Source organism: Saccharopolyspora sp. NPDC049357, from assembly GCF_040677225.1.
Classification (GTDB): domain Bacteria; phylum Actinomycetota; class Actinomycetes; order Mycobacteriales; family Pseudonocardiaceae; genus Saccharopolyspora.
The window spans coordinates 18,746-44,997 of sequence record NZ_JBFAQJ010000006.1 but is presented as its reverse complement, the minus strand read 5'-3'; the positions used below and the strand labels follow the sequence as shown (position 1 = coordinate 44,997).

Here is a 26,252-nt window from a genome sequence, read left to right as displayed (position 1 = left end):
AGGACGGACGCTCCTGGCCAAGTGAGGGAACCCACGTCAGCGATGCGTCACGTCGAGGGCGGCCCGGATGATGGTGCCGGTGTCGAGACCGTGGTGGCGGTAGACGTCTTCGAGAGATCCGGACTGGCCGAAACCGGTCACGCCCAAGTGGACTGCCTGAATCCGGTTGACACCGGCCAGGAACGCCAGCGCGTGCGGGTGTCCATCCAGGACGGTGACCATCGGACGCGCCCGATCCGCCGGGAAGACCTGGTCCAGCACGCCCCGGTCCGCATCGCCCCGATGAGCCCGGAACAGCAGGTCCGCGCTGGTCACGCACACGACGTCGGCGCCGATCCCCTGGTCGGCCAGCCGGTCGGCCGCGGCCAGCGTCTCGGTCATCAGCGCACCCATGCCCACCAGCGTCACCTGCGGGTCGGGGTCGCGCCGCAGCGCGTAGGCGCCTCCGACGACCTGCCTGCGGCGGCGTTCGCGGGCCGCCGGATCGGAGGGCACCGACGCCAGCGACTGATCCACCGGACGCGTCGACAACCGCAGGTAGGACGAGGACCCACCGGGCTTGCCGAGCTGCGACATGGCCTCCAGCAGGCACCACTCGGTGTCGACGGCGAACGCGGGTTCGTAGCTCGTCACGCCGGGCTGCTCCAACCCGATCGAGGGCGTGCCGACCGACTGGTGCGCCCCGCCCTCGGGCGCCAGGCTCACCCCGGACGGCGTCCCGACCAGGATCGACTGCCCGCCGCCGTACACGCCGAACGACCACGGCTCCAGCGCGCGCCCCAGGAAGCAGTCGTAGACCACGCCGATCGGCAGCAGCGGCTGGCCCCACCGGCTCCAGGTCGAGCCGAGCTCGCCGAGCAGGCTGACCAGGTTGGTCTCGGCGATTCCCAGTTCGATGTGCTGACCGGCGGGCCGCTCCCGCCAGTGCAGGATGGTCTCGGCGTCGTCGGCGAACCAGTCGACGCGCTCGGACGGGGACCACACGCCGACCTTGTTCAGCCAGCCCCCGAGGTTGGTGGTCGAGCTGACGTCGGGAGCCAGCGTCACGATCCGCTCGGCCGCCTCCGGCGACTCGCGGGTCAGGTCCAGCAGCGTGCGCCCCAGCGCCGCCTGCGTCGTGGTCGTCCCGCTCGGCGTGCGCCCGATGTCGGTGGGCAGCTTCGGCGGCTTGACGCGGGCGCGTTCGCGGCGGCTCAACCGGGAAGCCGTTTCCGCGCAGCGCTTCCCGGCCGGGCTGTCGTCGGCGAATCGGTGCCACGGGTCGTCGAGGTCGGCGCCGACCTGACCGGCCAGCTGCCGCATCTGCTCCTCGCCGAGCAGCGAACCGTGGTTCTGCGGGTGCCCCTCGGTCGCCAGGCCGTAGCCCTTGATGGTGTAGGCGAAGATGACCGTGGGCCGGGTGTCGTCGATGGACTTGAACGCCGAGTCCAGCGCGTCCAGGTCGTGCCCGCCCAGGTTGCGGATGGCCACCGCCAGCGTCTCGTCGTCCACATCGGACAGCAGATGCTCGATCGCGTTGTCGCCGGCGGGAATCCTCTCCCGCAGCTGCTGCGGGGTGCAGCGCAGCAGGCGCTGGTACTCGGGATTGCTCATGCCGTCGATGCGTTCGCGCAGCGCCGCGCCGCCGGGACGTGTGAACAGCTCCTCCAGCACCTGGCCGTACTTGAGGGTGATGACCTGCCAGCCCGCCGCGGTGAACATGCCCTGCAGCCGGTTCGCGGCGATGTTGGGCACGACGCGGTCCAGCGACTGCCGGTTGAGGTCGACGATCCAGACCACCTCGCCCAGGTCGGCGACGGTCGGGTCGAGGATCGCCTCCCAGCAGGCGCCCTCGTCGAGCTCGGCGTCGCCGAGCAGCGAGTACTGGCGTCCGGTGCCCGCCCCTCCGCCGTGGGTGTCGACGTAGCGGCGGGCCACCGCGCCCCAGATCGGCGCGGTGGCGCCGATGCCGACCGAGCCGGTGGAGTAGTCGGCCGGGTCGGGGTCCTTGGTGCGGCTCGGGTAGCTCTGCACCCCGCCGTACTCGCGCAGCGTGGTCAGGTGCTCCTCGTCGAGGGAGCCGAGCAGGTAGTTGATCGCGTGCAGCACCGGCGAGGCGTGCGGTTTGACCGACACGCGGTCGGCGGCGGTGAGGTGTTCGAAGTACAGCGCGGTCATGATCGAGACCATCGAAGCGCAGGACGCCTGGTGCCCGCCGACCTTGAGCCCGGAGTTGTTCGGCCGCACCCTGTTGGCGTGGTCGATCATCGCGGTCGCCAGCCACAGCACCCGCTGCTCGACCTCGCGCAGATCCGCCGTCTCGGTGCGCACCGGTACCAGGCTCGTCATCACGCCTCCTCGCGTTGCCACATTGCGCTGAGAAGAACACCAAGACAAGAATCACTGCACAAGACCCGGTCGGCGAATCGAGCAATCTGCTCACCGAGCCGGGCCGGAACGACCGACGAGGTGAACAGATTGCCCACCGCCGAGCCGCTCGACGACATCGACATCCGGCTGCTGCTGGCCCTGCGCGAGGAACCGCGGGCGACCGTGGTCGCGCTGGCCGAGCGAGTCGGGCTGTCCCGCAACACGGTTCAGGCGAGGTTGGCGAAGCTGGAACCGAAACTCGGTTCGTTCGAACGCCGCATCGACCCGGCGACCCTCGGTTACCCGCTGACCGCGTTCATCACCGTCCAGGTCACCCAGCAGCACCTCGACCGGCTGGCCGGTGCGCTGGCCGAGATCCCGGAGGTGGTGGAGGTTTTCGGGCTCACCGGCGACTCGGACCTGCTGGTGCGCGTGGTCGCCACCGACGCCGACCAGCTGTACCGCATCGCGGGGCGCGTCCTCGACACCCCGGGCGTGGAGCGCACCAGCTTCTCGCTGGCCATGCGCACCCTCGTCGACTTCCGCCTGACCCCGCTACTCGCGGACAAGCTCCGCCCGGACGCCCAGTAGCCGGACCGGACGGTCCAGCGGGAAGCGGTCCAGCGCCTGCTGGGCCGCGACGTCGATGGGCTCGAAGGCCCTGGTGGGTTCGGCGAGCGTGACGCCGTGGGTGTGGGTGGCGAAGCGGGAGTCGCGGACCTTGACCACCACCCGGCGGGCCAGCGTGTCGTCGGCGGCCAGGTCCTCGGAGACCTGGCGGGACAGGCGGGTGATCTCGGCGCGCATCGGCTCGACCTCGCGCAGGTCGCGCTGGAAGGTGACCTCGCGACCGTGCGAGCGGGCGCGGAACGGCTCGTCGCTGACCGGCGTGGAGTCGTAGCCGTGCGCGAGCGCCACCAGCCACGGCCCGATGTTGGGGCCGAACTCGCCTGCCAGGTCCGCCATCGGCGTGCGGGCCAGCTCGGACACGGTGGCGATGCCCCGGGCGGCGAGCTTCTTGGCGGTCTTGGCGCCCACCCCTTGCAGCGCGTCGGTGGGCTTGTCGGCCATCACCTCGACCCAGTTGGTCACGTCCAGCCGGAACACCCCCGCGGGTTTTCCCATGCCGGAGGCCAGTTTCGCGCGCAGCTTGTTGTCACCGATGCCGATCGAGCAGTTCAGCGCGGTGCGCTCGCGGACGTAGCGCTGGATGTAGCGGGCGGTGGCGACGGCGTCCTCGGTGTCGACGAGCATGAACGCCTCGTCCCACCCGATGACCTCCAGGACTCCGCCCAGTTCGCCGAGCGCGGTCATCACGTCGGCGGAGGCGGCCAGGTAGGTCTCGCGGTCGGCGGGCAGGAACACCGCTTCCGGGCATCGCGCCGCCGCCGTGCGCAGCGGCGTTCCCGACTTCACGCCCTGGGCGCGGGCCTCGTAGGAGGCGCCCGCGACCACGCCGCGTTCGGTCGGGTCACCCGAGCCCCCGACCAGCACCGGCTTGCCGACCAGGTCAGGATGCCGCAGCAGCTCCACGGCGACGATGAACTGGTCGAGATCGATGTGCAGCACCACCCGTTCCACGCCGGTCAGCATCGTCGGAAACGCCCGCTCGCGCCAGGTCCCGCGCCGATGCGCGAGACTGTCGCGGTGAGCAAGCGAAGCGCCGGAATCCTGCTGTACCGCCTCGACGGCCCGAAGCTGCTGATCGTCCATCCCGGCGGTCCGTTCTTCAAGAACAAGGACGAGGGCGCCTGGAGCCTGCCCAAGGGCGAGTACGAACCCGGCGAGGACCCGAAGGCCGCGGCCCTGCGGGAGTTCACCGAGGAGACCGGCATGGCCCTGCCGGACCACGATCTGGTCGCCCTGGGCGAGGTGAAGCTGCGCAGCGGCAAGGTCATCCAGGCGTGGGCCGCCGAGGGCGACTTCGACGTGGAGGCCTTGCGCAGCAACACCTTCGACCTCGAATGGCCACCCCGCTCCGGCCGCCGCCAGACCTTCCCGGAGGTCGACCGCGCCCTCTGGTGCGACGCCGACACGGCCCGCACCAAGCTCAACCCCGCCCAAACCCCCTTCGTCGACCGCCTCCTCGCCCACCTCACCCCGTAACCCCGAGCCACCCCGGCCACCCGCTGGTCCCGCCGCGAAACCCGGATTACTCCGGTGATCAGGCCCCCGATTGCGGCGGTGTTCCGCGTCCGGTCTTCGGGTCGGGCCTCAAGCACGAGGCCCCGCCCGGAAGATCCGGACGGGGCCTCACGAGCCGAAACTCACGCTTCCAGCGACTTGTCCCGCGTCTCGCGGCTGGCCAGCAGGGCGAGCAGGGTGACCGCGCCGGCCACCGCCAGGTAGACGCCGACCCAGCCCAGTCCGTAGGAACCGGCCAGCCAGGTGGCGATGTAGGGCGCGACCGAGGCGCCCAGCAGGCTGGCCAGGTTGTAGGACACCGACGCGCCGGTGTAGCGCACCGCGGTCGGGAACAGCTCGGGCAGCAGCGCGCCCATCGGGCCGAAGGTCATGCCCATCAGACCGAGGCCGACCACCAGGAACAGCACCGTGGCCGTGGTCGAGTGGGTGCCGAACCACGGGCCCATGAGCAGGCCGAACACGATGATCGCGATGGTGGTGATCACCAGCGTGGGACGCCGACCGTAGCGGTCGGCCAGCAGCCCGGCCACCGGCACCGTCAGGCCGAAGAACACCACGCCGACCAGCAGCATCACCAGGAACGTCGAGCGCTCGTAGCCCAGGCCGGAGGCAGAGGTGCCGTAGGACAGCGAGAACACCGTCATCAGGTAGAACAGCACGTAGGTCGCCAGCATGATGAGCGTGCCCAGCACCAGAGCCTTGAAGTCGGTGCGGAAGACCTGCACGAACGGCACCTTGGCCCGCTCGTTGTTCTCCAGCACCTTCGAGAACGCCGGGGTCTCGCTCAGGCTCAGCCGCACCCACAGCCCGACGATCACCAGCACCGCCGACACCAGGAACGGGATCCGCCAGCCCCACGAGGCGAACGCCGCGTCGGACATGACGCCGGAGAGGATCAGGAACAGGCCGTTGGCGAAGAAGAACCCGATCGGCGCGCCCAGCTGCGGGAACGTCCCGAACAGCGCCCGCTTGCGCGGCGGCGCGTTCTCGGTGGCCAGCAGCGCCGCGCCACCCCACTCACCGCCCAGGCCCAGGCCCTGCCCGAACCGGCACAGCGCCAGCAGCAGCGGCGCCACGATGCCGATCTGCGCATAACCGGGCAGCAGACCGATCAGCACCGTCGAGATGCCCATGGTCAGCAGCGACGCGACCAGCGTCGCCTTGCGGCCGATGCGGTCGCCGAAGTGGCCGAACAGCGCCGAACCCACCGGCCGGGCGACGAAGGCGATGCCGAAGGTCGCCAGCGAGTTCAGCGTGGCCGCCGTCTCGTCACCCGCGGGGAAGAACAGCTTCGGGAAGATCAGCACCGCGGCCGTGGCGTAGACGTAGAAGTCGTAGAACTCGATCGAGGTGCCTACGAGGCTGGCGAGCACGACCTGTCGGGTCGAATTGCGTGGGGTTTTGGACCCCGGATCCCCGGAACCCCGCACCTGCGGGGTGTGGCCGACAGCCATTGCGCCGAACCTCCTGATTAACACGAACGGACGAACGACACCCTAAACCTTCGGCGACCACGTCCCGAGACGGGGTTCCCGCATGCTGGACGTTCAGGAGGCGAGGAACTCCATGATCAGCGCGGTCACCCGCGCCGGGTTGTCCTCCTGCACGAGGTGTCCGGCCTGTGGGATCCACTCCAGCCGGGCGTGCGGGATGCGCCGCGCCAGCTCCCCGGCCCGATCCGCCGGGAGCCAGGAGTCCTGCTCGCCCCAGCCGATGAGCACCGGGCACTCCAGATCGCCGTAGCGGTCCTCGACCTCGCGGGTGTAGCGCTCATCGGCCTGGGCGATCTGCCGGTAGAAGGCGGGCTGCCCGTCCTCGCCGAGCCACGGCGCCACCATCCGGTCCACCACGTCGGGCCTCAGCTCGCGGTGCGCGGCGGTGGCCAGGTAACCGCGCACCAACGACTCGTGCAGGTGCGGCGGCAGCGCGGCGAAGACCTCGGCGTTGGCGTTGACCAGGCGGAAGAACTCCGAACCCCAGGGCCGGACGCTCACCGCGTCCAGCAGCGCCAGCCGCCGGTACCTCACCCCGTCCAGCAGAGCGCTGCGCAGCGACACCGCACCGCCGAAGTCGTGGGCGATCACCGAGGGCTCGTTGAGCCCGCAGTGCCGCAACCACCCGGTGAACACCTCCTGCTGGGCGGCCAGCGACACGTCCTGCCCCTCGAACTTCGCCGAGCTGCCGTAGCCGGGCATGTCCCACAGGTACACCCGGTACCGAGCGCTCAGCGCGTTGGCCACGTCCCGCCACACGAAGGATGAGAAGGGAGTTCCGTGCATGAGCACGACGGTCTCCCCCTCCCCGAAGCTGTCCCACCGCACCTTCCCGTGCGGCGACTCGTACACCTCGGCGAGTTCCCAGCTCATCAGGACCTCCGTGGTCATCGCACTGCATGCCCAGGGCGATTCGAATTTCGCGCGAAATTCGAGTCCGAACTTCGCCGTTCGAATTTCGCGCGAAATTCGAATCCGGGCCTCAACCCACGCCTCAGACGACCGCTTCCTCTTCGTCAGGTGTGTCGTCCCCGCGGACCGGCAGGGTCCCGAAGGCCGCCGGCGGCTCCTGCCAGTACGTCGCCGCGGCTCCCTCTCGGATGGCCTGCCACACGCGTTCGGGCGTGGTCGGCATGTCGATGTGGCGCACGCCCAGGTGCTTGACGGCGTCCACCACCGCGTTCTGCACCGCCGGGGTGGAGCCGACCGTCGCCGACTCGCCGATCCCCTTGGCGCCCAGCGGGTTCAGCGGTGTCAGCGTCTCGGTGTTGGACACCTCGAAGGACGGCAGGTCCGCCGCCGAGGGGATCGCGTAGTCGGCCAGGGTCGCGGTCTCCGGGTTGCCGTCGGCGTCGAAGGTGACCTCCTCCCACAGCGCCTGGGCGATGCCCTGCGCGGCGCCGCCGTGCTGCTGGCCGCGCACCAGCATCGGGTTGAGGACCCGGCCGCAGTCGTCGACGGCGATGTGCCGCAGCGGCGTGACCTGCCCGGTCTCCACGTCGACCTCGACGACCGAGACGTGCCCGCCGAACGGGAACGTCGCCCCGCCCGGGGCGAAGTCGACGTTGGCCGCCAGCCGCTCGCCCTCCTGCGCTGCGGCCTCGACCAGCTCGGCCCAGGCCACGGTCGCGCTCGGCACGCCGACCACGCCCAGGCCACCGCCGTCAGTCACCTCGATGTCGTCCACGTCGGCCTCCAGCTTCGAGGCCGCGATCTCCTTGGCCCGCCGCAGCACCTCCGTGCCCGCCTCGCGCACGGCGCTCCCGCCGATCTGCAGCGAGCGGGACCCGCCGGTGCCACCGCCGCGCGGCACCTCGGCCGTGTCGGACTGCACGAACTCGATCTCGTCCATCGGGATGCCGAGCGTGTCGTTGACGATCATCGCGAACGCCGTCGCGTGCCCCTGTCCGTGCGCGGAGGTGCCGACCCGGATGCGGGCGCCGTCGGCGTGCACCTCGACCTCGGCGTACTCACCGGCACCCCCACCGGTGATCTCGACGTAGGCGCTGACGCCGATGCCCAGCAGCCTGTGCTCCCCGGCCTCGATGCGGCGGGCCTGCTCGGCGCGAAGCTCCTCGTAACCGGCCAGCCGCAGCGCCTCGTCGAACGGCACCGCGTACTCGCCGCTGTCGTAGGTGGCCCCGGTCAGCGTCTTGTAGGGGAAGCTCTCCGGCACCAGGAAGTTCTTGCGCCGCAACGCGACCGGGTCCACGCCCAGTTCCGCGGCGGCGAGGTCCATCATCCGCTCCACCATCGCCGCCGCCTCGGGCCTCCCGGCGCCGCGGAAAGCCCCGACGGGCGTGGTGTTGGTCAGCGAGGCGATGCCGTCGTAGCTGATCTTCGGGATGTCGTAGACGGCCTGCGCCATGGTCCGCGTGGGGCCCAGCGCCAGCGATCCGCCGAAACCGGCGTAGGCGCCGCAGTCCCCGACGACCCGGCAGCGCATCCCGACGATCGAGCCGTCGCGGCGCAGTCCCAGCTCCGCGTACTGCACCTGGCCGCGTCCGTGCGGCATGCCCTGCATGTTCTCCGAACGGCCCTCGACCCAGCGGACCGGGCGTCCCAGCTCCAGGGCGAGCCCGACGGCCACCACGTGCTCGGAGATCGCCCCGGCCTTGCCGCCGAAACCGCCGCCGACGTGCGGCGAGATCACCCGCACGCGGTCGGCGTCGAACCCGAACGCCTTGGCCAGACCGCCGCGCACGCCGTGCGGCATCTGGGTCGAGACGTGCACGGTGATGTCATGGTCCGCGTCGGGCCCGCCCGGTTCCACCGCCACGGCGTTGCCCTCCAGCGGGACGACGGCGACGCGCTGGTTCTCGATGCGGGCGCGCACCACCACGTCCGCGCCGTCGAGCACCGAGTCCCCCGCTCCGTCGCGGTATCCGGCGGCGATGTTCGATCCGAGGTCGGGGAACTGCCGCTCGGCGTCGTCGTCCAACGCGCGTTCCAGGTCGGCGACCACCGGCAGTTCGCGGTAGTCGACGTCGACGAGCTCGATCGCGTCGGCGACGGCCGCGGCCGACTCGCCCACGATGACCACGACCGGTTCTCCGACGAAGCGCACCCGGTCGGTGGCCAGCGGCGGCCGAACGACCTTCGGGTTCACCTCCACGAACGGCGCCGGCACCGGGAGGTCCAGGTCGGCAGCGGTGTAGGCACCGACGATGCCCGGCGCCTCGGCGGCGGCGGACGTGTCGATCTCGGCGATCTCGGCGTGCGCGACGTGGGAGCGCACGAAACCGATGTGCAGCAGCCCTTCCACCCCGAGGTTGCCGATGTAGGTGCCCCGGCCGCGCAGCAGATCCGGATCTTCGACGCGCTGAACCTCGGTCCCCAGCAATGAACCCACCATGCGAAAAACCCTATCCCTCCGGACGAACACCGGCAGCGGTCGAAAACCGCGGCACCGCCAGGTGATCAACCGAGCAAGCGGAAGGAAAATTCCCGACTCGCAACATCGATTGACCAGCCTTGTTCGCGTGGGTAGCTTTTCACAACCTCACAAAAACTTTCACACACGTGAAAACTTCCGCCTCTTGCATCACCTCTAGGCACAAGGGAGTGCCCGATGGGAACCAAGGTCGCGAGCGCCAACGCCGACCCCTACCTCCTCACCGCAGACGGCATCAAGGAGCCGCCCACCGGATGGGCCGGCAGCCTGCGCTATCTCGGCCCCGGACTGATCGTCAGCGCCTCGATCGTCGGATCAGGCGAACTCATCGCCACCACCGCCCTCGGCGCGAAGGTGGGATTCGTCCTGCTGTGGATGGTGATCCTGTCCACCGCCGTGAAGGTCGCCGTGCAGGCCGAACTCGCCCGCTGGACCATCCTCACCGGCAAGCCGGCGCTGACCGGTTTCAACGAGGTACCGCCCAAGATCGGCCGGATCGGCTGGATCAACGTGCTGTGGATCCTCATGGCGCTGTCGAAGTTCCTGCAGATCGGCGGCATCGTCGGCGGCACCGCCTCGGCCCTGAGCATGCTGATCCCGGTCGGCGGTGAACCGCTGAGCGCCACCTCGCTGGGCGTGTGGACGGTCATCGTCGTGGCCGGCAGCATCGCGCTGCTGTACTCCAACAGCTACAACCTGATCGAACGCGGCGCGTTCGCACTGGTCGTGGTGTTCTCGATCGCCACCGTGGTCATCGCGCTGGGACTGCCGTTCACGCCGTTCAGCTACGGCGGCGACGACGTGCTCAGCGGCCTGACCTTCACCATCCCGGCAGGCGCCATCGGAGCCGCGGTGGCGATGTTCGGCATCACCGGCGTCGGCGCTGACGAGATCACCTTCTACACCTACTGGTGCGTGGAGAAGGGCTACGCCCGCTGGGTCGGCCCGAACGACGGCAGCCCGGAGTGGAAGGCACGCGCGCAGGGCTGGATCCGCGTGATGTACAAGGACGTCTTCGTCTCCTGGATCATCTACACGGTCGGCACGCTGGCGTTCTTCATCATGGGCGCGGCGGTGCTCAACCCGCAGGGCCTGGTGCTCGAGGGCAACGAGATGATCACCACCCTGTCGCAGATGTACACCGACGTGATCGGCGAGTGGGCGGCCATCGGCTTCCTGATCGGCGCGATCGCGGTGCTCGGTTCCACCCTGTGGGCGTCGATCCCCAGCTGGTCGCGGATGTACACCAACGTGCTCGCCACGCTCGGCGTGCTCGACTGGAACAACCCGGTGGCCCGCGAGAAGTGGGTCCGCGGGTTCATCGTGGTGCTGCCGATCCTGTGGGGCGCGACGTACCTGTCGATCTCCTCCCCGGTGGTGATGGTGCAGATCGGCGGCGTGGCCACCGGCATCTTCCTGCCCGCGGTGGTGATCGCGACCTGGTACCTGCGCAAGACCCAGGTCGACCCGGAACTGCACGGCGGGCGTTGGTTCAACCTCGTCCTGCTGGTCAGCAGCATCGCCATCACGCTGCTGGGCATCTACAGCCTGCTCAACGTCTTCGGCGTCGAGTTCGGCTGACGAATTCGCTGGACACGGCGGTGACAATGATCGGGTGTCCACGGATGTGAAGGTCGTTCCGGTGGCGGTGGACGAGCCGCTCGTCCGAGCTCTGCTGCGCGAGTACACCGACGAGATGGCCAGCCGCTACTACGACCGCCCGGCCACCGAGGCCGAAGTGGACGAGGCGATCGCCGAGGACCCCGACGACGGGTTGCACCCGCCGACCGGGGTCTTCCTGGTCGCCCGCGAGGGACCGGACGTCCTCGGGTGCGCGGGGATCCGCGAGCTGACGCCCGGCGTCGCCGAGCTCAAGCGGATGTACGTCCGGCCGGGGCTCCGGGCACGAGGGCTGGGTGGCGTGCTGCTCGACGCGGTCGAGGAGCACGCCACCGCTCTCGGTTACCACGCGATCCGGCTGGACACGCGCTCCGATCTGGTCGAAGCCCGTCGGCTGTACGCCAAGCGCGGTTACGTCGAAATCCCGGCTTACAACGACGCCCCCTACGCCTCACACTGGTTCGAGAAGCACCTGTGGAGAGGATGAGTGTTGGGCAACGCTTTCGACGCCGTGACCATCGATGACCTGCGCGCGCGGGGTGGTCTCAAATGGACGCTGCACGGCGACGCGATCGGGGCGTTCGTCGCGGAGATGGACTTCGGCACGGCACCGGCCGTGCTGGACGCCCTGCACTCCGGCGTCGATTCGCTCAACTTCGGCTACCAGCCGCCCCGCCTGGCCGCCGAGATGTCCCGGGCCTGCGCCGAGTACCAGGCCGCGCACCACGACTGGCGGCCGTCCCCCGACCGCGTGCACGCGATCCCCGACGTGATCCGCGCGCTGACGCTCACCATCGAGCACTTCAGCGCCCCCCGCAGCAAGGTCATCCTGCCCACGCCGGCCTACATGCCGTTCCTGAAGGTCCCCGGCGGGATGGACCGCGAGCTGATCACCGTTCCGATGGCCCGGGACGGGGACGGGTTCGTGTTCGACCTCGACGCGCTGGACGCCGCGTTCGAGGCGGGAGGGAACCTGCTGATCCTGTGCAACCCGTACAACCCGCTGGGCCGGGTGTTCACCCAGGACGAGTTGACGGCGGTCTGCGAGGTCGTGGACCGCAATGGCGGCCGGGTGTTCTCCGACGAGATCCACGCCCCGCTGGTCTACCGGGGACATCGGCACGTCCCGTACGCGTCCCTGTCGGACACCGCCGCCGACCACACGATCACCGCGACCTCGGCGTCCAAGGCGTGGAACCTGCCGGGCCTGAAGTGCGCGCAGCTGATCATCTCCAACGACGCCGACGCGGCCGCGCTGGACGCGTTGGGCGCGCACGCCACCGACGGGGCCTCCAACCTCGGGCTCATCGCCAACACCGCCGCCTACGACTCGGGGCAACCGTGGCTCGACGAGGTGCTGGACTACCTCGACGGCAACCGACGGGCCATCACCTCCCTGCTGGCCGAACACCTGCCGGAGGTCGGCTACCTGCACCCCGAGGGCACCTACCTGGCGTGGCTGGACTTCCGCGCGCTCGAACTCGGCGACCACCCCGGTGAGTTCTTCCGCGAGAACGCGGGCGTCGTGCTCACCGACGGCCCCGCGTGCGGTGAGGAGGGACGCGGTCACGCGCGCCTCAACTTCGCCACCCCGCGCCCGATCCTCGAACGCATCGTCCTGAACCTCGCCGAAGCCGTGCGGAACCGCTGACCACGGAGCACCGCGCGGCTCTGACCTGAACCGACCGGACGAATCGGACATCGGCCCCGCGCCACCGGAGTTTTCGCCGAAGGGTCGTTCCGGCTTCACCCTCGCCTTACCCCGCGAGGAACCGCCGGGCTCACGATGATCAGGTGCACAACGCGATGACCACCGGGCTCCCCGGCTCGCGACGAGTACGCAGCCTCGCGGTCCTCGGCGACTCCGTCGCCGCAGGCATGGGAGACCCGGTTCCGGGCGGCCGGTGGCGGGGTTTCGCGCCGCTGCTCGCCGACGCGGTCGAGGCCACCCGCTTCACCAACCTGGCCACCAGCGGTGCCCGCGTCGCCGAGGTCTGGCACACCCAGCTGCCCGACGCGCTGCGCGCGGAACCGGACGCGGCGATCGTGATGATCGGCATGAACGACACGATGCGCTCGGACTTCAACGCCCAGCTGCTGTGGCAGCAGCTCAACCACGTGATGTGCTCGCTGGTCGCAGCGGGCGCGGCGGTGGTGACCATCCGGTACCACGATCACGCCAGGGTGTTCCGGCTGCCCGGGCCGCTGCGGCGGTTGCTGAACCGGCGCATCGACGCCCTCAACCGCATCCTCACCTCGGTGGCCGAAGCCCACGGAGCGGCGATCGTGGACCTGGACCGGTTGCCCGGCGCCTACCACCCCGCCGCGTGGAGCGTGGACCGACTGCACCCCTCCGAACTGGGGCACCGGATGCTGGCGGCGGCCTTCGCGGCAGGCCTGGCCGAGCAGGGCGTGCCCGTGCCCGCGGAGGTGTCGCTGACCTGCTCGGGCGGTGTGCCGGTGACGCGCCTGGACCACGTCCGGTGGCTGCTGATCAAGGGAGTGCCGTGGGTGGCGAGCAGGACCCGGGACCTGACCCGGTATTCCCTGGTCTCGCTGCTGCGGGCGATCTTCCGCAGGTCCCCGCGAACCGACGTCGCCGGCGTGCCCGCCCACATCTGCCCGCCTACCGACCCGCCCCGGGCGTGGCCGGCCGGGTGAGCCCGTGACGCCCGACCGTCAGCCGGGCGGGCGGCTGTCCCGGCAGCCGCAACGTGGCGACGCTGCCCTCCGGAACCTCCACCTCGAACTCCCAGCTGTCATCACGCCGCCGCCAGGCCACCCCGGCGTGCCCCTGCGGGGTGACGTGGCGGACATCGGCCCAGGTGACGCGTTCGTCCTGCACCGGGGCGATGTCGAAGGTCCGCCAGCCGGGGCTGGTGGAGCGCAATCCGCCGACGCGCTGCTGGATCCAGGCCGAGGCCGCGCCGAGGAAGTAGTGGTTGTGCGAGCGAGCGGTGTCGTCCCACGCCTCCATCAGGGTCTCCATCCCCAGCCGGTGCCAGATCCCCCAGCCGGGCCGGTCGGGCCGGGTCGCCACGGTCACCGCGAGGTCGGGGCCGCCCACGTCGGCCAGCGCCCCGAGCAGGTGCTTGGCGGCCACGGCCCCGCAGTCGAGGTGCCCGTGGGTGCGCTCCTCGATGTCGTCGACGAGACCGGCGCCCACGGCTCCGGCGACGTAGGCCGGAACGGCACCGAAGGCGAGCGGCAGCACGTTCATCGACTGCCGGAACCCGGCCTCTGGCGAGCGGTAGGTTCCGCTGAGCTCGTCGAAGAACTTCGCGTGGTAGGCGGCGGCGATGCTGCGCGCGGCATCGCGGTAGCGCTCGGCCGCACCGTCCGCGCCCAGCGCGTGGCACACCTCGGCGGTGCGGGTGGCGACGCGGTGGAGCATCATCGTCGCGGTCGGCTCGGGTCCCTCGGGCGCGTGCCAGTGCCCGGGTGAGAGCCAGTCACCCCAGCTGTCCCCGCGCCACAGCCCGCAGTCCGCCAGCTCCAGCAGCCGGTCGGTGTAACCGCGGATCGGGTCGCCGTAGCGCTCCAGCAGGGACAGGTCCCCGTGCTCCCAGTAGAGGTTCCACGGGATGAGCACCATCGAGGCGCTCCACGCCGGATCGGGTTCGCGCCCCCACCCAGGGGTGGGCACGATCATCGGCACCACCCCGGCCTCGTCGCGCGCGTCGACGTGGTCGTCGAGCCACTTGACCAGCGAATCCCGCAGGTCGAAGTGGTGCAGCACGGCTTCGGTGCCCAGGTGGGCGTCCGCGGTCCAGCCGTTCTTCTCGTACACCGGCGTGTCGGTGGGCACGCCGTGCAGGTTGTTCAGGAACGTGCGCGCGGTGGCCGCGTCGATCCAGCTCAGCGTCTCGTCCTCGCAGACGAAGGTCCCGGTTCGCTCGACGGTGGTGGCCAGCCGAACAGCGCGCACCTCGCTGACCGACGCGTCGCCGCGGACCTGGACGCTCAGGTAGCGGAACCCCTTGTAGCTGAACTGCGGTTCCCAGATCACCGGTGCTGATCCGAGCACGTACCGGTCGACCTGGGCTTCACCAGCGGCCAGGACGTTGTTGCAGCGCACCGAACCGTCCTCGGCCGGCTGCTCGGCGTAGCGCACGACGACCTCGGCACCCGGTTCACCGCTGATCGCGCAGCGCACCCGTCCGGTGAGGATGGTGCCGAAGTCGTGGACGGTGGTGTCGCCGACGCTCGTTTCCCGTTGCGAGCTGAGGATTTCGGTGCGGTGGACGGGTGGCGCGGTGGCCTCGCGCAGCCGCCCGCCGGGTGGCGGTACGACGATCGCCCGCTCCCAGCGCGTTTCGGTGGTCGCGTCGACCGTTTCGCCCGTGTAGAGCAGGTCCTCGGTGGTCGGCCCTGCCGCAGTCTCCCAGTCCGGGCCCGAGGAGATCACGTGGCCGACCCCGGCGGGATCGCGGTACTCCAGTTGCGCGAGCAGCACCGGTTCCCGGTGCCACGGAGCCAGGTTCCAGCCCCAGGTGTTGGCCCCGCGAGCCGCGTAGAAGCCTCGTCCGAGCTCGGCGGTGAGCTCGTTCCGACCGGGCACCAGCAGGGACGTGACGTCGTAGGTGCGGTGCAGGACGGTGCGGTCGTAGGCGGTCTGGGCTGGTTCGAGGACGTCCTCGGTCACCGCATGGCCGTTGAGCCGGAACACGCCGTAGCCCAGCCCCACCGCGGTCAGCCGTGCGTCGCGCGCACCGCCGGGAACGTCGAAGACCGCGCGGAACACCGGGTTCGCGGCGGGGACCGTCTCCACCCCGATCGCGCGGGTCCCGGGTTCGGGGACTCCGTCGCGCAGCGCGACCCCCTCGACCGGCAGCGGTGAGACTCCGTCGTCCTCGAACGCCGGCGCGGACGAGGTGCGGGTCCGCCAGCCGACCCGCCCGGATTCCAGGCTGAGCCTGACCTGGTAGTCCCCCGGTGCGGCGGGCTCGGCCAGTTCGAGGTGGTGCGCGAAGCGGTCCCACCGGAGCCCGCCCACCTCGATCACCGCGCTCGCCAGGACCTCGCCCGCGGCGTCGCGCAGCTCCCACCGGCCGCGCGGTTCGCCGACGCGGACCAGGTCAGCGCAGACCGCGGTGAACCTCCCCGATGTGGTGAAGGTCTGCCCCAGCCACTCCCCCGGCCCGATCCAGGCGATCTCGTCGGAGTCGATCGAGCGCCGGATGCGGTGGGCCGGGTCGGTCCACCTGCCGATCCAGGACGCGGAGGGGCTGATTCCGTCCGGGGTCTGCGGTTCCACGAGTTCCTCTCCACGAGCGTTCAGCGTCCGGCGGCCGCGAGCTGCAGCGCACCCGGAATCGGGGTATCCAGAACAGGCCGATGGCACCGGCGAGGACCGCCAGGAGCGCGACACCGGTGAAGGTCAGCGCGGGGGTGGCCGACGCCAACGCCGGTGTCCCGACACCGATCAGCGTGCGCGGATCGCTGAACCGATCCTTCGAATCTCATGCTAACGATCTACGGCCCGCTCCGGTTCGGAATAACGGATGACTGTCCACGTCCGGCAACCCGGGGCCGAAACACCCTGGCGACCTGTGGATTCGTTCATCGTGGTCACTCAATGGTGCTGCATTTCAAGTGGTTTCGCGGAGTGACGATCGAACTCGCCCGATCGTGCATCGATTTTCGGTCGCTTTTTCGTTCGACCGCACGGCACAATGGGTACACCAGTTCGAAATGAACTTGCTCCTTGAGAACTTCACAGTGGGAAACCAACGCCCGGACCGCTCCGGGGACGAGCGAGCACGACCGTCCCACCGCTCATCGCACACCGCTCAACGAGAGGAGCGCAGCCGTGTTTTCTGCACCTTCCCAGAACCCGTCTTCGGCAATCCGTCCACGACGCGAAGTTCCCGCGGGATCTTGTACTTCGCCAGCCGCGAGGCCAGGAACTCCCGCAGTTCGTCCAACGTCGGCTCACCACCCGATTCGCACACCACGTACGCGCACCCGACCTCTCCCCACGTGGGGTCGGGCACTCCGATCACCGCCACCTCGATCACCGAGGGATGGGCGAAGATCGCGTTCTCCACCTCGGCGGGATACACGTTCTCGCCACCGGAGATGAACATGTCCTTGACCCTGTCCACGACGTAGAGGTGGCCTTCTTCGTCCAGCTTCGCCACGTCCCCGGAGCGGAACCACCCGTCATCGGTGCGCGATGCCGCGGTGGCCTCGGGCTTGCGCCAGTAACCCGGACTCACGTTGGGCCCCTTGATCAGCACCTCACCCGGTTCACCGGGTGCCGTGTCGCTGCCGTCGTCGCGCACCACCCGGACGCTGGTGAACATGGTCGGCACGCCTGCCGACCCGACCTTGCGCGCGCTCTCGCTCGCCTCCAGAAAGGTGGCGCCCGGGGCTGTTTCGGTCATCCCGTAGCCCTGGCAGAACACCAGGCCGCGTTCCTGGAAGGTGCGGATGAGCGCATCCGGCACGGCTGCGCCACCGGTCATCACCGTCCGCACCGACGACAGGTCCGCCTCCACCCACCGAGGAGACCCGGCCATCCCGGCGAACATGGTGGTCACGCCGAACAGCAGGGTGATCCGCCGCCGCTCGATCAGGTCGAAGGCCCGGTCCACGTCCCAACCCGGCGTGATCACCGCGCACCCGCCCTTGAGCAGCGTCGGCAGCAGGCACTGGTCCAGCGCGGCCACGTGGAACAGCGGAGCGCTGACCAGGGTTCGCTCCTCGCTGGTGATGTCCACGCACACCAGCAGGTTGTAGGCGTTCCACACCAGGTTGGCGTGGCTGAGCATGGCCCCCTTGGGGTGCCCGGTGGTGCCGGAGGTGTAGAGGATCAGCGCGACCGCATCGCCGCTGACCGGCACGTCCGCGGGTGCGGTGTCGCCCTCGCTCAGCCACGTCTCGTAATCGAGCTCTCCGCGCTCGGGATCCTCCAGCGCGACGACCACGCCCGGCGGGTCGGCGATCGACCGCACGACCTCGCGCGATCCGGGGCCGTAGACCAGCACCTCGGCTCCGGAATCGCCGAGCATGTAGGCGATCTCGGGTGGCGCGAGCCGGAAGTTCAGGGGCACGAAGATCGCGCCGAGCTGGTGGGTGGCGAACATCGTCTCGACGAACGAGGGGTGGTTGGTGCCGAGGTAGGCGACCCGGCTCCCGGGACGCACCCCGGCGACGCGCAACCGGTCTGCCACCCGCGCGACCCGGTCCGCCAGCTCCGCGTAGGTCAGGGACCGCTCGCCGAACACCACCGCGGTGCGGCCCGGTGTCATCAGGGCGCGACGGGTGATCCAGCTGCCGATGCCTTCGTGCTCGCTCACATCGTCCCCTCCGCAGCGGTTCCGGCCTCGGGTCTCGCCCGAGCGTCACCCGGGGAGAACGGCCTGGCGGAGCCAACATAGGTCGGCGTTCGAGCCCGGTCAAAGCACGGTTTTCGCCTCTCGGAAGCTACCGGACGAGCTCATCAGCGGCGGTTCGTGCCGCGCGTCGGCGTCGCGTCGGTCGGATCTTCGGGCCACGGGTGCTTCGGGTAGCGGCCGCGAAGCTCAGCCCGCACCCGCGGATAACCGTTCAGCCAGAACGATTCGAGGTCACCGGTGACCGCGGCCGGGCGTCCAGCGGGCGACAGCAGGTGCAGCACCACCGGAACCGTGCCGTCGGCGATGCGCGGCGCCTGCTGCCAGCCGAAGACCTCCTGCAGCTTGACGGGCAAGGCGGGTTGTTCGGCGCTGTAGTCGACCCGGATGTGCGATCCGGTGGGCACTTCGATGCGGTCGGGAGCCAACTCGTCCAAGCGGCCGGCCTGCCACCACGGGATCAGCCGCCGCAGCGCCTCCGCTGCGGGAAGCCGCAGGTCCGCACGTCGGCGCGCCTGGGACAGCTCCGGCTCCAGCCACTGGTCGGCCACGGCGAGCAGGGATTCGTCGTCGGTGGCCGGCCAGGGCTCGCCGAGAGCCCCGTGCAGGAAGGCCAGGCGCTGCCGCAACCTGTGGGCGTCGTCGCTCCAGCGGAGGAGACCGAGGGATTCCGCCCGCAGCCCGTCGAGCAGCGCCTCGCGGACCCGCTCCGGATCGGGGTCGCGCAGCGGGCGGGTCGCCAGCGCGATCGCGCCGAGCCGGTCCACGCGGACCGCGCGCACGTCCCCGTCCACCCATGCGATCTCGTCGTCGCTGCTGAGCAGTGCCGGCGCGGCGCGGCGGGCGAGTTCCTCGTCCGCGCTCGCGGCGAGCCGGATGACCCCGGCGGAACGTCCGGGCGAGCGGTCGGCGACGGCCACCGCGAGCCATTCCGAGCCGCGCAGCCCGGAGCCCGCCGGTAGTTCGACGGCCGTGCCCGAGGCCATCAGGTAAGTGGCCGAGTCCTCCCCACGACGCCGCGCCAGCCGCTCCGGCTGGGCCAGCGCCACCACCAACGCCTCGTCCCCACCACGACGAGGTGTGCCGGGCACCTGGGACGCGAGCCTGCGGGCCTCCTCGCGCCACCGCTTCGCGCCGGGCCCACCGCCGCGCAGCGTCGACAGCGCGCCGGCCACGTCGGTCTCGCCGGTCAGGCTGTCGTTGTCGAGCAGCGCGACGACTTCCGCCGCGAGTTCGCCGCCCGCGCTGTCGGCGCCGTCGAGCAGCGCTCTGGCCAGCCGCGGGTGCAGGCCGAACCCGGCCATCTTCCGGCCCCGTTCGGTGACGGTTCCGGTCTCGTCGAGCGCCCCGAGCCCCCGCAGCACCTCACGACCGGCAGCCAGGGCCCCGCTCGGAGGCGTGTCCCACCACGCCAGCGCCGAGCCGTCGGGAGTGCCCCAGCAGGCCAGTTCCAGCGCCAGCCGGGTGAGCTCGGCGGTGCGGATCTCCGGCTCGGGATAGGCGGGAAGCGTCGAGTGCTCGTGCTCCGGCCAGCAGCGGTACACCAGACCGGGCCCCTGCCTGCCCGCCCGACCCGCGCGCTGCTCGGCGACAGCGGCTGACACGCGCACCGTCGCCAGGCCGGACAAGCCGCGCCGGGTGTCCATCCGGGAGACCCGGGCGAGCCCGGAATCGACCACGGCGCGCACCCCCGGCACGGTCAGGCTGGATTCGGCCACCGCGGTGGCCAGCACGACTCGTCGCCGCTCTCCCCGCCGCAGCGCGCTGTCCTGCTGGGCGTGCGCCAACCGGCCGTGCAGCGGCAGCACGTCCACATCGGACAGGTCGGCGAGCTGCTCGGCGACGCGGCGGATCTCCCCGGCCCCCGGCAGGAAAACGAGCACGTCACCATCCTGTTCGGACAGAGCCGCGCGGGTCGCGCGGGAGACCACCGACTCGGTTCGCTCCCCGCGCCGCGGCGCCAGGTGCGTCACCTCAACCGGGTGCGTGCGGGCGCGAGCGTGCAGCACCGGTGCACCGTCGAGCAGATCGGCCACCCGCTCGGCGGCCACCGTCGCCGAGGTGGCCAGCACCTTCAGATCCGGACGCAGCCCTTCGCGGGCGTCCAGCAGCAGCGCGAGCAGCAGGTCCGCGTCCAGGTGGCGTTCGTGGCACTCGTCGAGCACCACCACGTCCACCCCGGACAGCTCCGGGTCGGCCTGCAGGCGACGCACCAGCAGTCCCGAGGTCACCACCTCGACGACCGTGTCCTTGCCGCGCCGCCTGTCACCGCGCACCGAGTAGCCGACGCGCCGGCCCACCTGCTCGCCCAAGAGTTCGGCCATCCTCCCGGCCGCGGCGCGAGTGGCGAGCCTGCGCGGTTCGGCGACGACGACCCGCAGCCCGGCCTCGGCCAGCGCCAACGGCACGAGCGTGGTCTTGCCGGTTCCGGGCGGTGCGACGAGAACGGCGGTGCCGTGCCCGGTCAGCGCGGAGGTGACCTCACCCAGGACCGGGCGGACCGGGAGATCGGGGAACTCCATCAACGCGCCGGTCTCAGACGAGTTCGTCGTCTTCGGGGTTGTGCTTGAAGATCGTCTTACCGCGCAGGACCGTGCGCAGGCAGCGCGGCATCGTCGCCTGCGGCGAGAGGTCCGGCAGCGGCGGCACACCGGAACGCGGATCGGTCGACCAGCGCTGGACGCGTGAATCGGTCCCTGCCACCACGAGCTCACCGGCGTCCCACACCGCGTAGGTGGCGGGCGCACCGGGCACCAGCGTGCCGGTCACGCCGTCGTCCACACCGGCGGCGCGCCAGCCGCCCCGGGTGTGGGCGGTGAACGCGGCGCGCGGCGAGATGCCGAAACCATCGGTGCGGTGGTTGACCGCCGCCTGCACCGAACGCCACGGGTCCACCGGGGTCACCGGTGCGTCCGAGCCCAGCGCCAGCAGCACGCCGTTGGCGGCCAGCTGGGAGAACGGGTTCAGCTGAGCGCCCCGGGGAAGCCCGAGCCTGCGGGCGTACATGTCGCCGGTGCCGCCCCAGGAGGCGTCGAAGCCGGGCTGCACCGACGCGACGATGCCGAAGGAACCGAGCTCGGCGGCCTGGCCCTCGTCGATCATCTCCAGGTGCTCCAGCCGGTGCCGCATGCTCGCCAGCGCGGGCACGCCGACGATCTCGGCGGCCTTGCGGAACCCGGCGCACACCTCGGCGACCCCGGCGTCACCGATGACGTGGAACCCGGCCTGCAGGCCGGCCCGCGTGCAGGTCACCAGGTGCTCGGCGACCGCATCGGCGTCGAGGTAGAGCACACCGGCGGTGCTCGGGTCGTCGGTGTAGGCCTCGCGCAGCGCGGCGGTGCGAGACCCGACGGCGCCGTCGACGAACAGGTCACCGGCCAGGCCCCGAGCACCGAGGCCGCGAGCGCGTTCGACGGCACCGAGCTCGCCCCAGTACCCGACGACCTCCGGCACACCACCCTGCTCGGACAGCGCCAGCAGTTCGACCAGATCGTCCGCCCCGGAGATGTCCGGTCCCGCGCATTCGTGGACGCAGGCGACACCTCGGGCGGCGGCCTGCTGCAGGAACGCCAACTGCGCTTCCTTGCGCTGCCCCGAACCGAGCGCGTCACGGGCGGCGCGACGCACGTGGTGGTGGGCGACGCGGGTCAGCGGCCCTTCGTCGCTCCAGCCCTCGGCGCTGCGCGCCAGCGGCGCGAGGTTGACCAGTGCGTTGGACACCAGCGCGGAGTGCACGTCGATGCGGGAGAGGTACACCGGGGCGCCACCGGAGGCGGTGTCGATCTCCTCGCGTGTCGGAGGTCGGCGCTCGGGCCACCAGGTCTCGTCCCACCCGTGGCCCCACACCAGCGCGCCCGGGTATTCGGCCACGTGGTCGCGCAACGCGTGCAGGAACTCGGTCAGCGAGGCGCAACCGGTCAGGTCCAGCCCGCGCAGCAGCAGTCCGGTGGAGGTGGCGTGCACGTGGGCGTCGACGAAGGCGGGCGCGACGAACGCGCCTTCGAGGTCGATGACCTCTGCATCGGGGTGCAGCGCACGGCCGACCTCGTCGGCGCCGAGCCACGAGATGACGCCATCGGTGACGGCCATCGCGGTGGCGGCGGCGTCGGCGGGCGAGTGGATTCGGCCGCCGAGCAACAACGTGGTCTCGGGCATGTCCTTCGTGCTTTCCGCGTTCCGGGGGCTCAACTGCGCAGTTCGCTCTCGTCCGGGCGGCTCAAAGGCACCCGATCCCGTGATCGAACTCAGCCCCCGATCCGCCCCGGCAACGATCGTTCTGACGAGCTTACCCGCACTAAACACCCGGCCTTGAACCTGTCGCGCTTAGCGCGAACGCGAAGCTCAGGCTCACCGCGGCCGATCGGCGCTCGCACAACGCGTCAGCGCTGCGGGGGCTCGTCGAGGCGTTCTGCGCGCGCCGACTGCGGCGGCAGGATGATCGGCGTGCCCGCGGCGGGCCCGGAAGACGCGGAACCGTCGTCCTCGTCGATGACCTCGCCGTCGATGAAGTCGCCCGGACGGCCACCGGAGCGGTTGAACCGCTGCTGGTGCAGCCACACCTGGTCCTGCATCTGCTTGGCCCGCTTCTCCGCCGCGCGCATCATGCGCTTGCGGACCAACGCCCTGGTCGGCGGCAGGAGCAGCAGGAGACCCGCGATGTCGCTGAGGAATCCGGGCAGCACGATCAGCAGCCCACCGGCGGCGATGAGCATGCCGTCGGAGATCTCGCGGTCGGCGGGCCTGCGCATCCGGGCCGCCTCGCGGACCTCGCCCAGGGTGCGGCGCCCTTCCCTGCGCAGCAACCAGCTGCCCAGGACCGCGGCCAGCACCAGCAGGCCGATGGTGGGCAGCAGCCCGATCGCCTGACCCAACGCGACCAGCACGGCGAGTTCGGCGACTCCGGCGACGAGGAGCAGCACGAGGATGGGCACCCAGGACCTCCAGTGGTAAAGCCTTCTCCCCCGTCCAACGAACGGGAGGCTGAAAATTCTCCCATCCCGCATCGGAACATTTCGGGCGAACCTCGGATCCTGCGCGGTCTCGCCGATGGCGACCGTCGCAACACCGTGTAATGGGCCACAGGAGCCCCGGGGGCTCGCGAATCCCGTCGCCCTCCCCCGTTCGAAGGCCGCCACCGCGCATGACGTGCGACACGAGCGTGGGAACCGCCGCTCAACACGGCGGTGCTGATCAGCCGTCGTCGACAACTTCGTAGACTGCCTGGTGATGCGGGCGCACAAGTCGAAATCGCTCATCCTCCTGCTCGCGGGCTGCCTGGTGGCACTCGTGGTGTTGATCAGCGATCAGTACCTCCCGGGTCTGCCGATGCAGCCCAAGCAACTACCGGCCGCCGTGGTGACGGTCGGTGACTCAACGCTGTCCGGGGAGGGCGGCGGCAACTACGTCGCGGGCACCAACGGCGAGGACGACAACTGGTGCCACCGCTCCACCGCCGCTCCGGTGAACCAGCTGCGACTGCCCCCGGACGTGACGCGGATCAACCTGGCCTGCTCGGGCGCCCGCACCGAATCGCTGCGGGCCGACCCCGAGTACGTGGGCGTGGAGAAGTCGCAGACGGCGCAGCTGGCGGAGTTGGCGCAGCGCTACCGCATCACCGACGTGGTGGTGCAGATCGGCGCGAACGACGATCCGGGCTTCTCCGAGGTCGTCAACCAGTGCGTGGAGGCGTGGGCGCGCCGTGCCCCGGAGGGGTGCTCGACTCGGCTGGACGACGGCCTGTGGGAGAAGCGCATCGACCGGATGCAGCCTAAGGCCCTGGCGGTGGTGGGCGACATCCGCGCGGCGATGGACCGCGCCGGCTACACGCCCGGCAGCTACCAGCTGATCCTCCAGTCCTACGCCTCGCCGGTCGCGCCGGAGGTGCGGCCGGAGCTGCAGGGCCTGTCCGGCTGCCCGTTCCAGACCAGCGACCTCGCGTGGATCCGGGACGTCGGTGTGCCGCAGCTCTCCGCCGGGTTGGCCGAGGTGGCTCGCGAGGCGAACGCCCGGTTCCTGGATCTCTCCCGCGCGGGCGCGGGCCACGAGGCGTGCACCGGTGATCCGAAGACCGCGAACGGCGAGTGGTTCACCCGGCTCACGGTCGACTGGGAGGCGCTGAAGGACGAGCAGCGCGCACCGCACGCGATGCAGGAGTCCTTCCACGCCAACGCGACCGGTCACGCCCAGCTGGCCCGCTGCCTCGGCCAGTTCATGGCCACCACCGAGCCCGGCGCCACCTGCCTGCCGGACGAACGCGGAAACCTCAACGCCGTCCCGCTGTCCGACGCCCACCGCTGACGGCTCAGATAGCGGGCGGCCGGTTCTCGAACGGGGTCGACAGCACGACCGTGGTGCGCGTGGAGACCTTGGCGGCTTCGCGGATCTGGCGCAGCAGTTCCTCCAGCCCCAGCGGCGAGGCCACCCGGACCTGGAGGATGTAGGACTCGTCGCCGGCGACCGAGTAGCAGGACTCGATCTCCGGCAGGTGCTGCAGCCTCTGCGGGTAGTCGTCCGGCGCGGCCGGATCGATCGGCGTCAGCGAGATGAACGCGGTCAGCGGCAGCCCGATCTGCTCACCGTCCACTTTGGCCGTGTAGCCCTGCAGCGCGCCGCGCTGCTCCAAGCGCCGGACGCGCTGGTGCACGGCCGAGACGCTCAGCCCGACGCGCTCGGCCAGTTCGGTGAAGCTGCACCTGCCGTCGCGCGCGAGCTCTCGCAGAATCGCCCGGTCGGTGGCTTCCAGAGCGCCCGGGCCGGTTGTCCTTTCGCTCACGCCGGCAGCACCACCAGCTCGTGCGGCCGGTTGTTCACGCTCTCCACGCCGTCGTCGGTGACGATCACGATGTCCTCGATCCGCGCGCCCCAGTGGCCCTGCTGGTAGATGCCGGGTTCGACGCTGAAGGCCATTCCCGCTTCGAGGACCAGCTGGTTGCCGCCGACGATGTAGGGCTCCTCGTGCACGTCGAGCCCGATGCCGTGACCGGTGCGGTGCACGAAGTTCTCACCGAACCCGGCCGCGGCGATCGGCTCGCGGGCGGCGGCGTCGATGGACTCGGCGGTGACGCCGGGACGGACGGCTTCGACGGCGGCCCGCTGCGCGGCCTGCAGCACCGCGTAGGTCTCGCGCACGCCCGGCTGCGTCGGCTCGCCCACGGAGTAGGTGCGGGTGCAGTCGGAGTTGTAGCCGCTGGCGATCGGCCCGCCGATGTCGATGACGACCACGTCGCCGCGCTCGATGACCCGGTCCGACACCGAGTGGTGCGGGCTGGCGCCGTTGGCGGCGGAACCGACGATGATGAAGGCGGCCTCGGTGTGGCCCTCGGCGAGGATGGCCTCGCCGATGTCGGCGCCGACCTCGGCTTCGGTTCGGCCCGGCTTGAGGAACTCGGCCATCCGCGCGTGCACGCGGTCGATCGCCGCGCCGGCGTCGCGCAGCGCCTGCAGTTCGGCGGCGTCCTTGCGCATCCGCAGCTCGCGCAGCACCGGGGAGGCCAGCACCTGCTCGGCGCCGGGCAGCTTGGCGCGCAGCGGGAGGGTGTGCAGCGCGGGCATCGCGTCGGCCAGCGCGACCCGCGAGGGCGTGCCCAGCAGGTCGGCCACCATGCCGTGCGAGTCCTGCCCGTCGACCCAGGTCACGACCTCGATGCCGAGGTCGTCCAGCGGGACGTCGGCGTATCCGGGCGCTTCGAGCTTGGGCACCACCAGTGCGGGTGAGCCCTGGGCCGGCAGCACCAGGCAGGTCAGCCGCTCGTGCGACTCTCCCCCTGCACCCAGCAGGTACTGCAGGTCGGATCCGGGCGTGATCAACAGCGCGTCCAGGTCGGACGCTGCTGCGGTCTGCGCGGCACGGGTCAGGCGAGCCGCGAGCACGGCGGGATCCTGCTTCAGCGAGACAGTGGCCATGGTCCAAGC

The 26,252-nt window shown here is 70.9% G+C and carries 19 protein-coding genes; 7 read left to right on the top strand and 12 right to left on the bottom strand.

Annotated elements, in window-relative coordinates:
* Window positions 1-36: 36 nt before the first annotated feature.
* Window positions 37-2,328 (bottom strand): transketolase C-terminal domain-containing protein, encoded by a 2,292-nt coding sequence (locus tag AB0J91_RS07060; RefSeq protein ID WP_363864977.1) that lies wholly within the window; start codon window positions 2,326-2,328, stop codon window positions 37-39.
* Between the two features lie 129 nt (window positions 2,329-2,457).
* On the opposite strand from AB0J91_RS07060, the gene AB0J91_RS07055 reads away from it, so the two are divergent.
* Window positions 2,458-2,940, top strand: a complete 483-nt coding sequence (locus tag AB0J91_RS07055) for an Lrp/AsnC family transcriptional regulator (RefSeq protein WP_363786739.1) — start codon at window positions 2,458-2,460, stop codon at window positions 2,938-2,940.
* On the opposite strand, the gene AB0J91_RS07050 is transcribed toward AB0J91_RS07055, so the two are convergent.
* Window positions 2,905-3,930 carry a DNA polymerase IV gene (locus tag AB0J91_RS07050; protein ID WP_363864975.1) on the bottom strand — a complete coding sequence of 342 codons (1,026 nt, stop codon included), beginning with the start codon at window positions 3,928-3,930 and terminating at the stop codon, window positions 2,905-2,907. The genes AB0J91_RS07055 and AB0J91_RS07050 overlap by 36 nt on opposite strands.
* A gap of 48 nt (window positions 3,931-3,978) precedes the next feature.
* On the opposite strand from AB0J91_RS07050, the gene AB0J91_RS07045 reads away from it, so the two are divergent.
* Window positions 3,979-4,455, top strand: a complete 477-nt coding sequence (locus AB0J91_RS07045; protein ID WP_363864973.1) for an NUDIX domain-containing protein — start codon at window positions 3,979-3,981, stop codon at window positions 4,453-4,455.
* Between the two features lie 161 nt (window positions 4,456-4,616).
* Here the strand turns inward: AB0J91_RS07045 and AB0J91_RS07040 are convergent, their stop codons facing one another.
* The 3 genes from AB0J91_RS07040 to AB0J91_RS07030 all read right to left on the bottom strand — a co-directional run bounded on the left by AB0J91_RS07040 (window position 4,617) and on the right by AB0J91_RS07030 (window position 9,342).
* Window positions 4,617-5,948 (bottom strand): MFS transporter, encoded by a 1,332-nt coding sequence (locus AB0J91_RS07040; protein WP_363864971.1) that lies wholly within the window; start codon window positions 5,946-5,948, stop codon window positions 4,617-4,619.
* A gap of 93 nt (window positions 5,949-6,041) precedes the next feature.
* Window positions 6,042-6,878: an alpha/beta hydrolase gene (locus tag AB0J91_RS07035; protein ID WP_363864969.1), complete on the bottom strand. Its 837-nt coding sequence runs from the start codon at window positions 6,876-6,878 to the stop codon at window positions 6,042-6,044.
* Window positions 6,879-6,981: 103 nt separating this feature from the next.
* Window positions 6,982-9,342, bottom strand: coding sequence for a xanthine dehydrogenase family protein molybdopterin-binding subunit (locus AB0J91_RS07030; RefSeq protein WP_363864967.1), 2,361 nt, complete (start codon window positions 9,340-9,342; stop codon window positions 6,982-6,984).
* Window positions 9,343-9,558: 216 nt separating this feature from the next.
* Here AB0J91_RS07030 and AB0J91_RS07025 point away from each other — a divergent pair, with 216 nt between their 5' ends.
* The 4 genes from AB0J91_RS07025 (at window position 9,559) to AB0J91_RS07010 (ending at window position 13,662) form a co-directional block, all read left to right on the top strand.
* A complete protein-coding gene (locus tag AB0J91_RS07025) occupies window positions 9,559-10,962 on the top strand; it encodes an Nramp family divalent metal transporter (RefSeq protein WP_210971570.1) in 1,404 nt (467 codons plus the stop codon).
* 34 nt (window positions 10,963-10,996) lie between these two features.
* Window positions 10,997-11,488, top strand: coding sequence for a GNAT family N-acetyltransferase (locus AB0J91_RS07020; protein ID WP_363864965.1), 492 nt, complete (start codon window positions 10,997-10,999; stop codon window positions 11,486-11,488).
* The gene (locus tag AB0J91_RS07015; RefSeq protein WP_363864963.1) at window positions 11,489-12,652 is read left to right on the top strand and encodes an aminotransferase class I/II-fold pyridoxal phosphate-dependent enzyme; all 1,164 of its coding nucleotides are present in this window, start codon (window positions 11,489-11,491) and stop codon (window positions 12,650-12,652) included.
* A 143-nt stretch (window positions 12,653-12,795) separates the two neighbouring features.
* Window positions 12,796-13,662 carry an SGNH/GDSL hydrolase family protein gene (locus AB0J91_RS07010; RefSeq protein WP_363864961.1) on the top strand — a complete coding sequence of 289 codons (867 nt, stop codon included), beginning with the start codon at window positions 12,796-12,798 and terminating at the stop codon, window positions 13,660-13,662.
* Here AB0J91_RS07010 and AB0J91_RS07005 read toward each other — a convergent pair.
* From AB0J91_RS07005 to AB0J91_RS06985, 5 genes are all read right to left on the bottom strand, one after another.
* A complete protein-coding gene (locus AB0J91_RS07005) occupies window positions 13,628-16,258 on the bottom strand; it encodes a family 78 glycoside hydrolase catalytic domain (protein WP_363864959.1) in 2,631 nt (876 codons plus the stop codon). The two genes, AB0J91_RS07010 and AB0J91_RS07005, sit on opposite strands and share 35 nt — an antisense overlap.
* A gap of 535 nt (window positions 16,259-16,793) precedes the next feature.
* A complete protein-coding gene (locus tag AB0J91_RS07000; protein ID WP_363864957.1) occupies window positions 16,794-18,305 on the bottom strand; it encodes a long-chain fatty acid--CoA ligase in 1,512 nt (503 codons plus the stop codon).
* 143 nt (window positions 18,306-18,448) lie between these two features.
* Complete coding sequence (hrpB, locus tag AB0J91_RS06995) at window positions 18,449-20,863, bottom strand: ATP-dependent helicase HrpB (RefSeq protein WP_363864956.1); 2,415 nt, start codon at window positions 20,861-20,863, stop codon at window positions 18,449-18,451.
* A 13-nt stretch (window positions 20,864-20,876) separates the two neighbouring features.
* Complete coding sequence (locus AB0J91_RS06990; protein WP_363864954.1) at window positions 20,877-22,496, bottom strand: amidohydrolase; 1,620 nt, start codon at window positions 22,494-22,496, stop codon at window positions 20,877-20,879.
* Between the two features lie 224 nt (window positions 22,497-22,720).
* The gene (locus AB0J91_RS06985; protein ID WP_363864952.1) at window positions 22,721-23,272 is read right to left on the bottom strand and encodes an FxsA family protein; all 552 of its coding nucleotides are present in this window, start codon (window positions 23,270-23,272) and stop codon (window positions 22,721-22,723) included.
* Window positions 23,273-23,567: 295 nt separating this feature from the next.
* On the opposite strand from AB0J91_RS06985, the gene AB0J91_RS06980 reads away from it, so the two are divergent.
* Complete coding sequence (locus AB0J91_RS06980) at window positions 23,568-24,638, top strand: GDSL-type esterase/lipase family protein (RefSeq protein ID WP_363864950.1); 1,071 nt, start codon at window positions 23,568-23,570, stop codon at window positions 24,636-24,638.
* A gap of 4 nt (window positions 24,639-24,642) precedes the next feature.
* Here AB0J91_RS06980 and AB0J91_RS06975 read toward each other — a convergent pair whose 3' ends face one another.
* Together AB0J91_RS06975 and AB0J91_RS06970 are read right to left on the bottom strand one after the other, a co-directional pair.
* Window positions 24,643-25,083, bottom strand: a complete 441-nt coding sequence (locus AB0J91_RS06975; protein WP_093418192.1) for an Lrp/AsnC family transcriptional regulator — start codon at window positions 25,081-25,083, stop codon at window positions 24,643-24,645.
* 26 nt (window positions 25,084-25,109) lie between these two features.
* Complete coding sequence (locus AB0J91_RS06970) at window positions 25,110-26,243, bottom strand: Xaa-Pro peptidase family protein (RefSeq protein WP_363864948.1); 1,134 nt, start codon at window positions 26,241-26,243, stop codon at window positions 25,110-25,112.
* Window positions 26,244-26,252 lie beyond the last annotated feature (9 nt).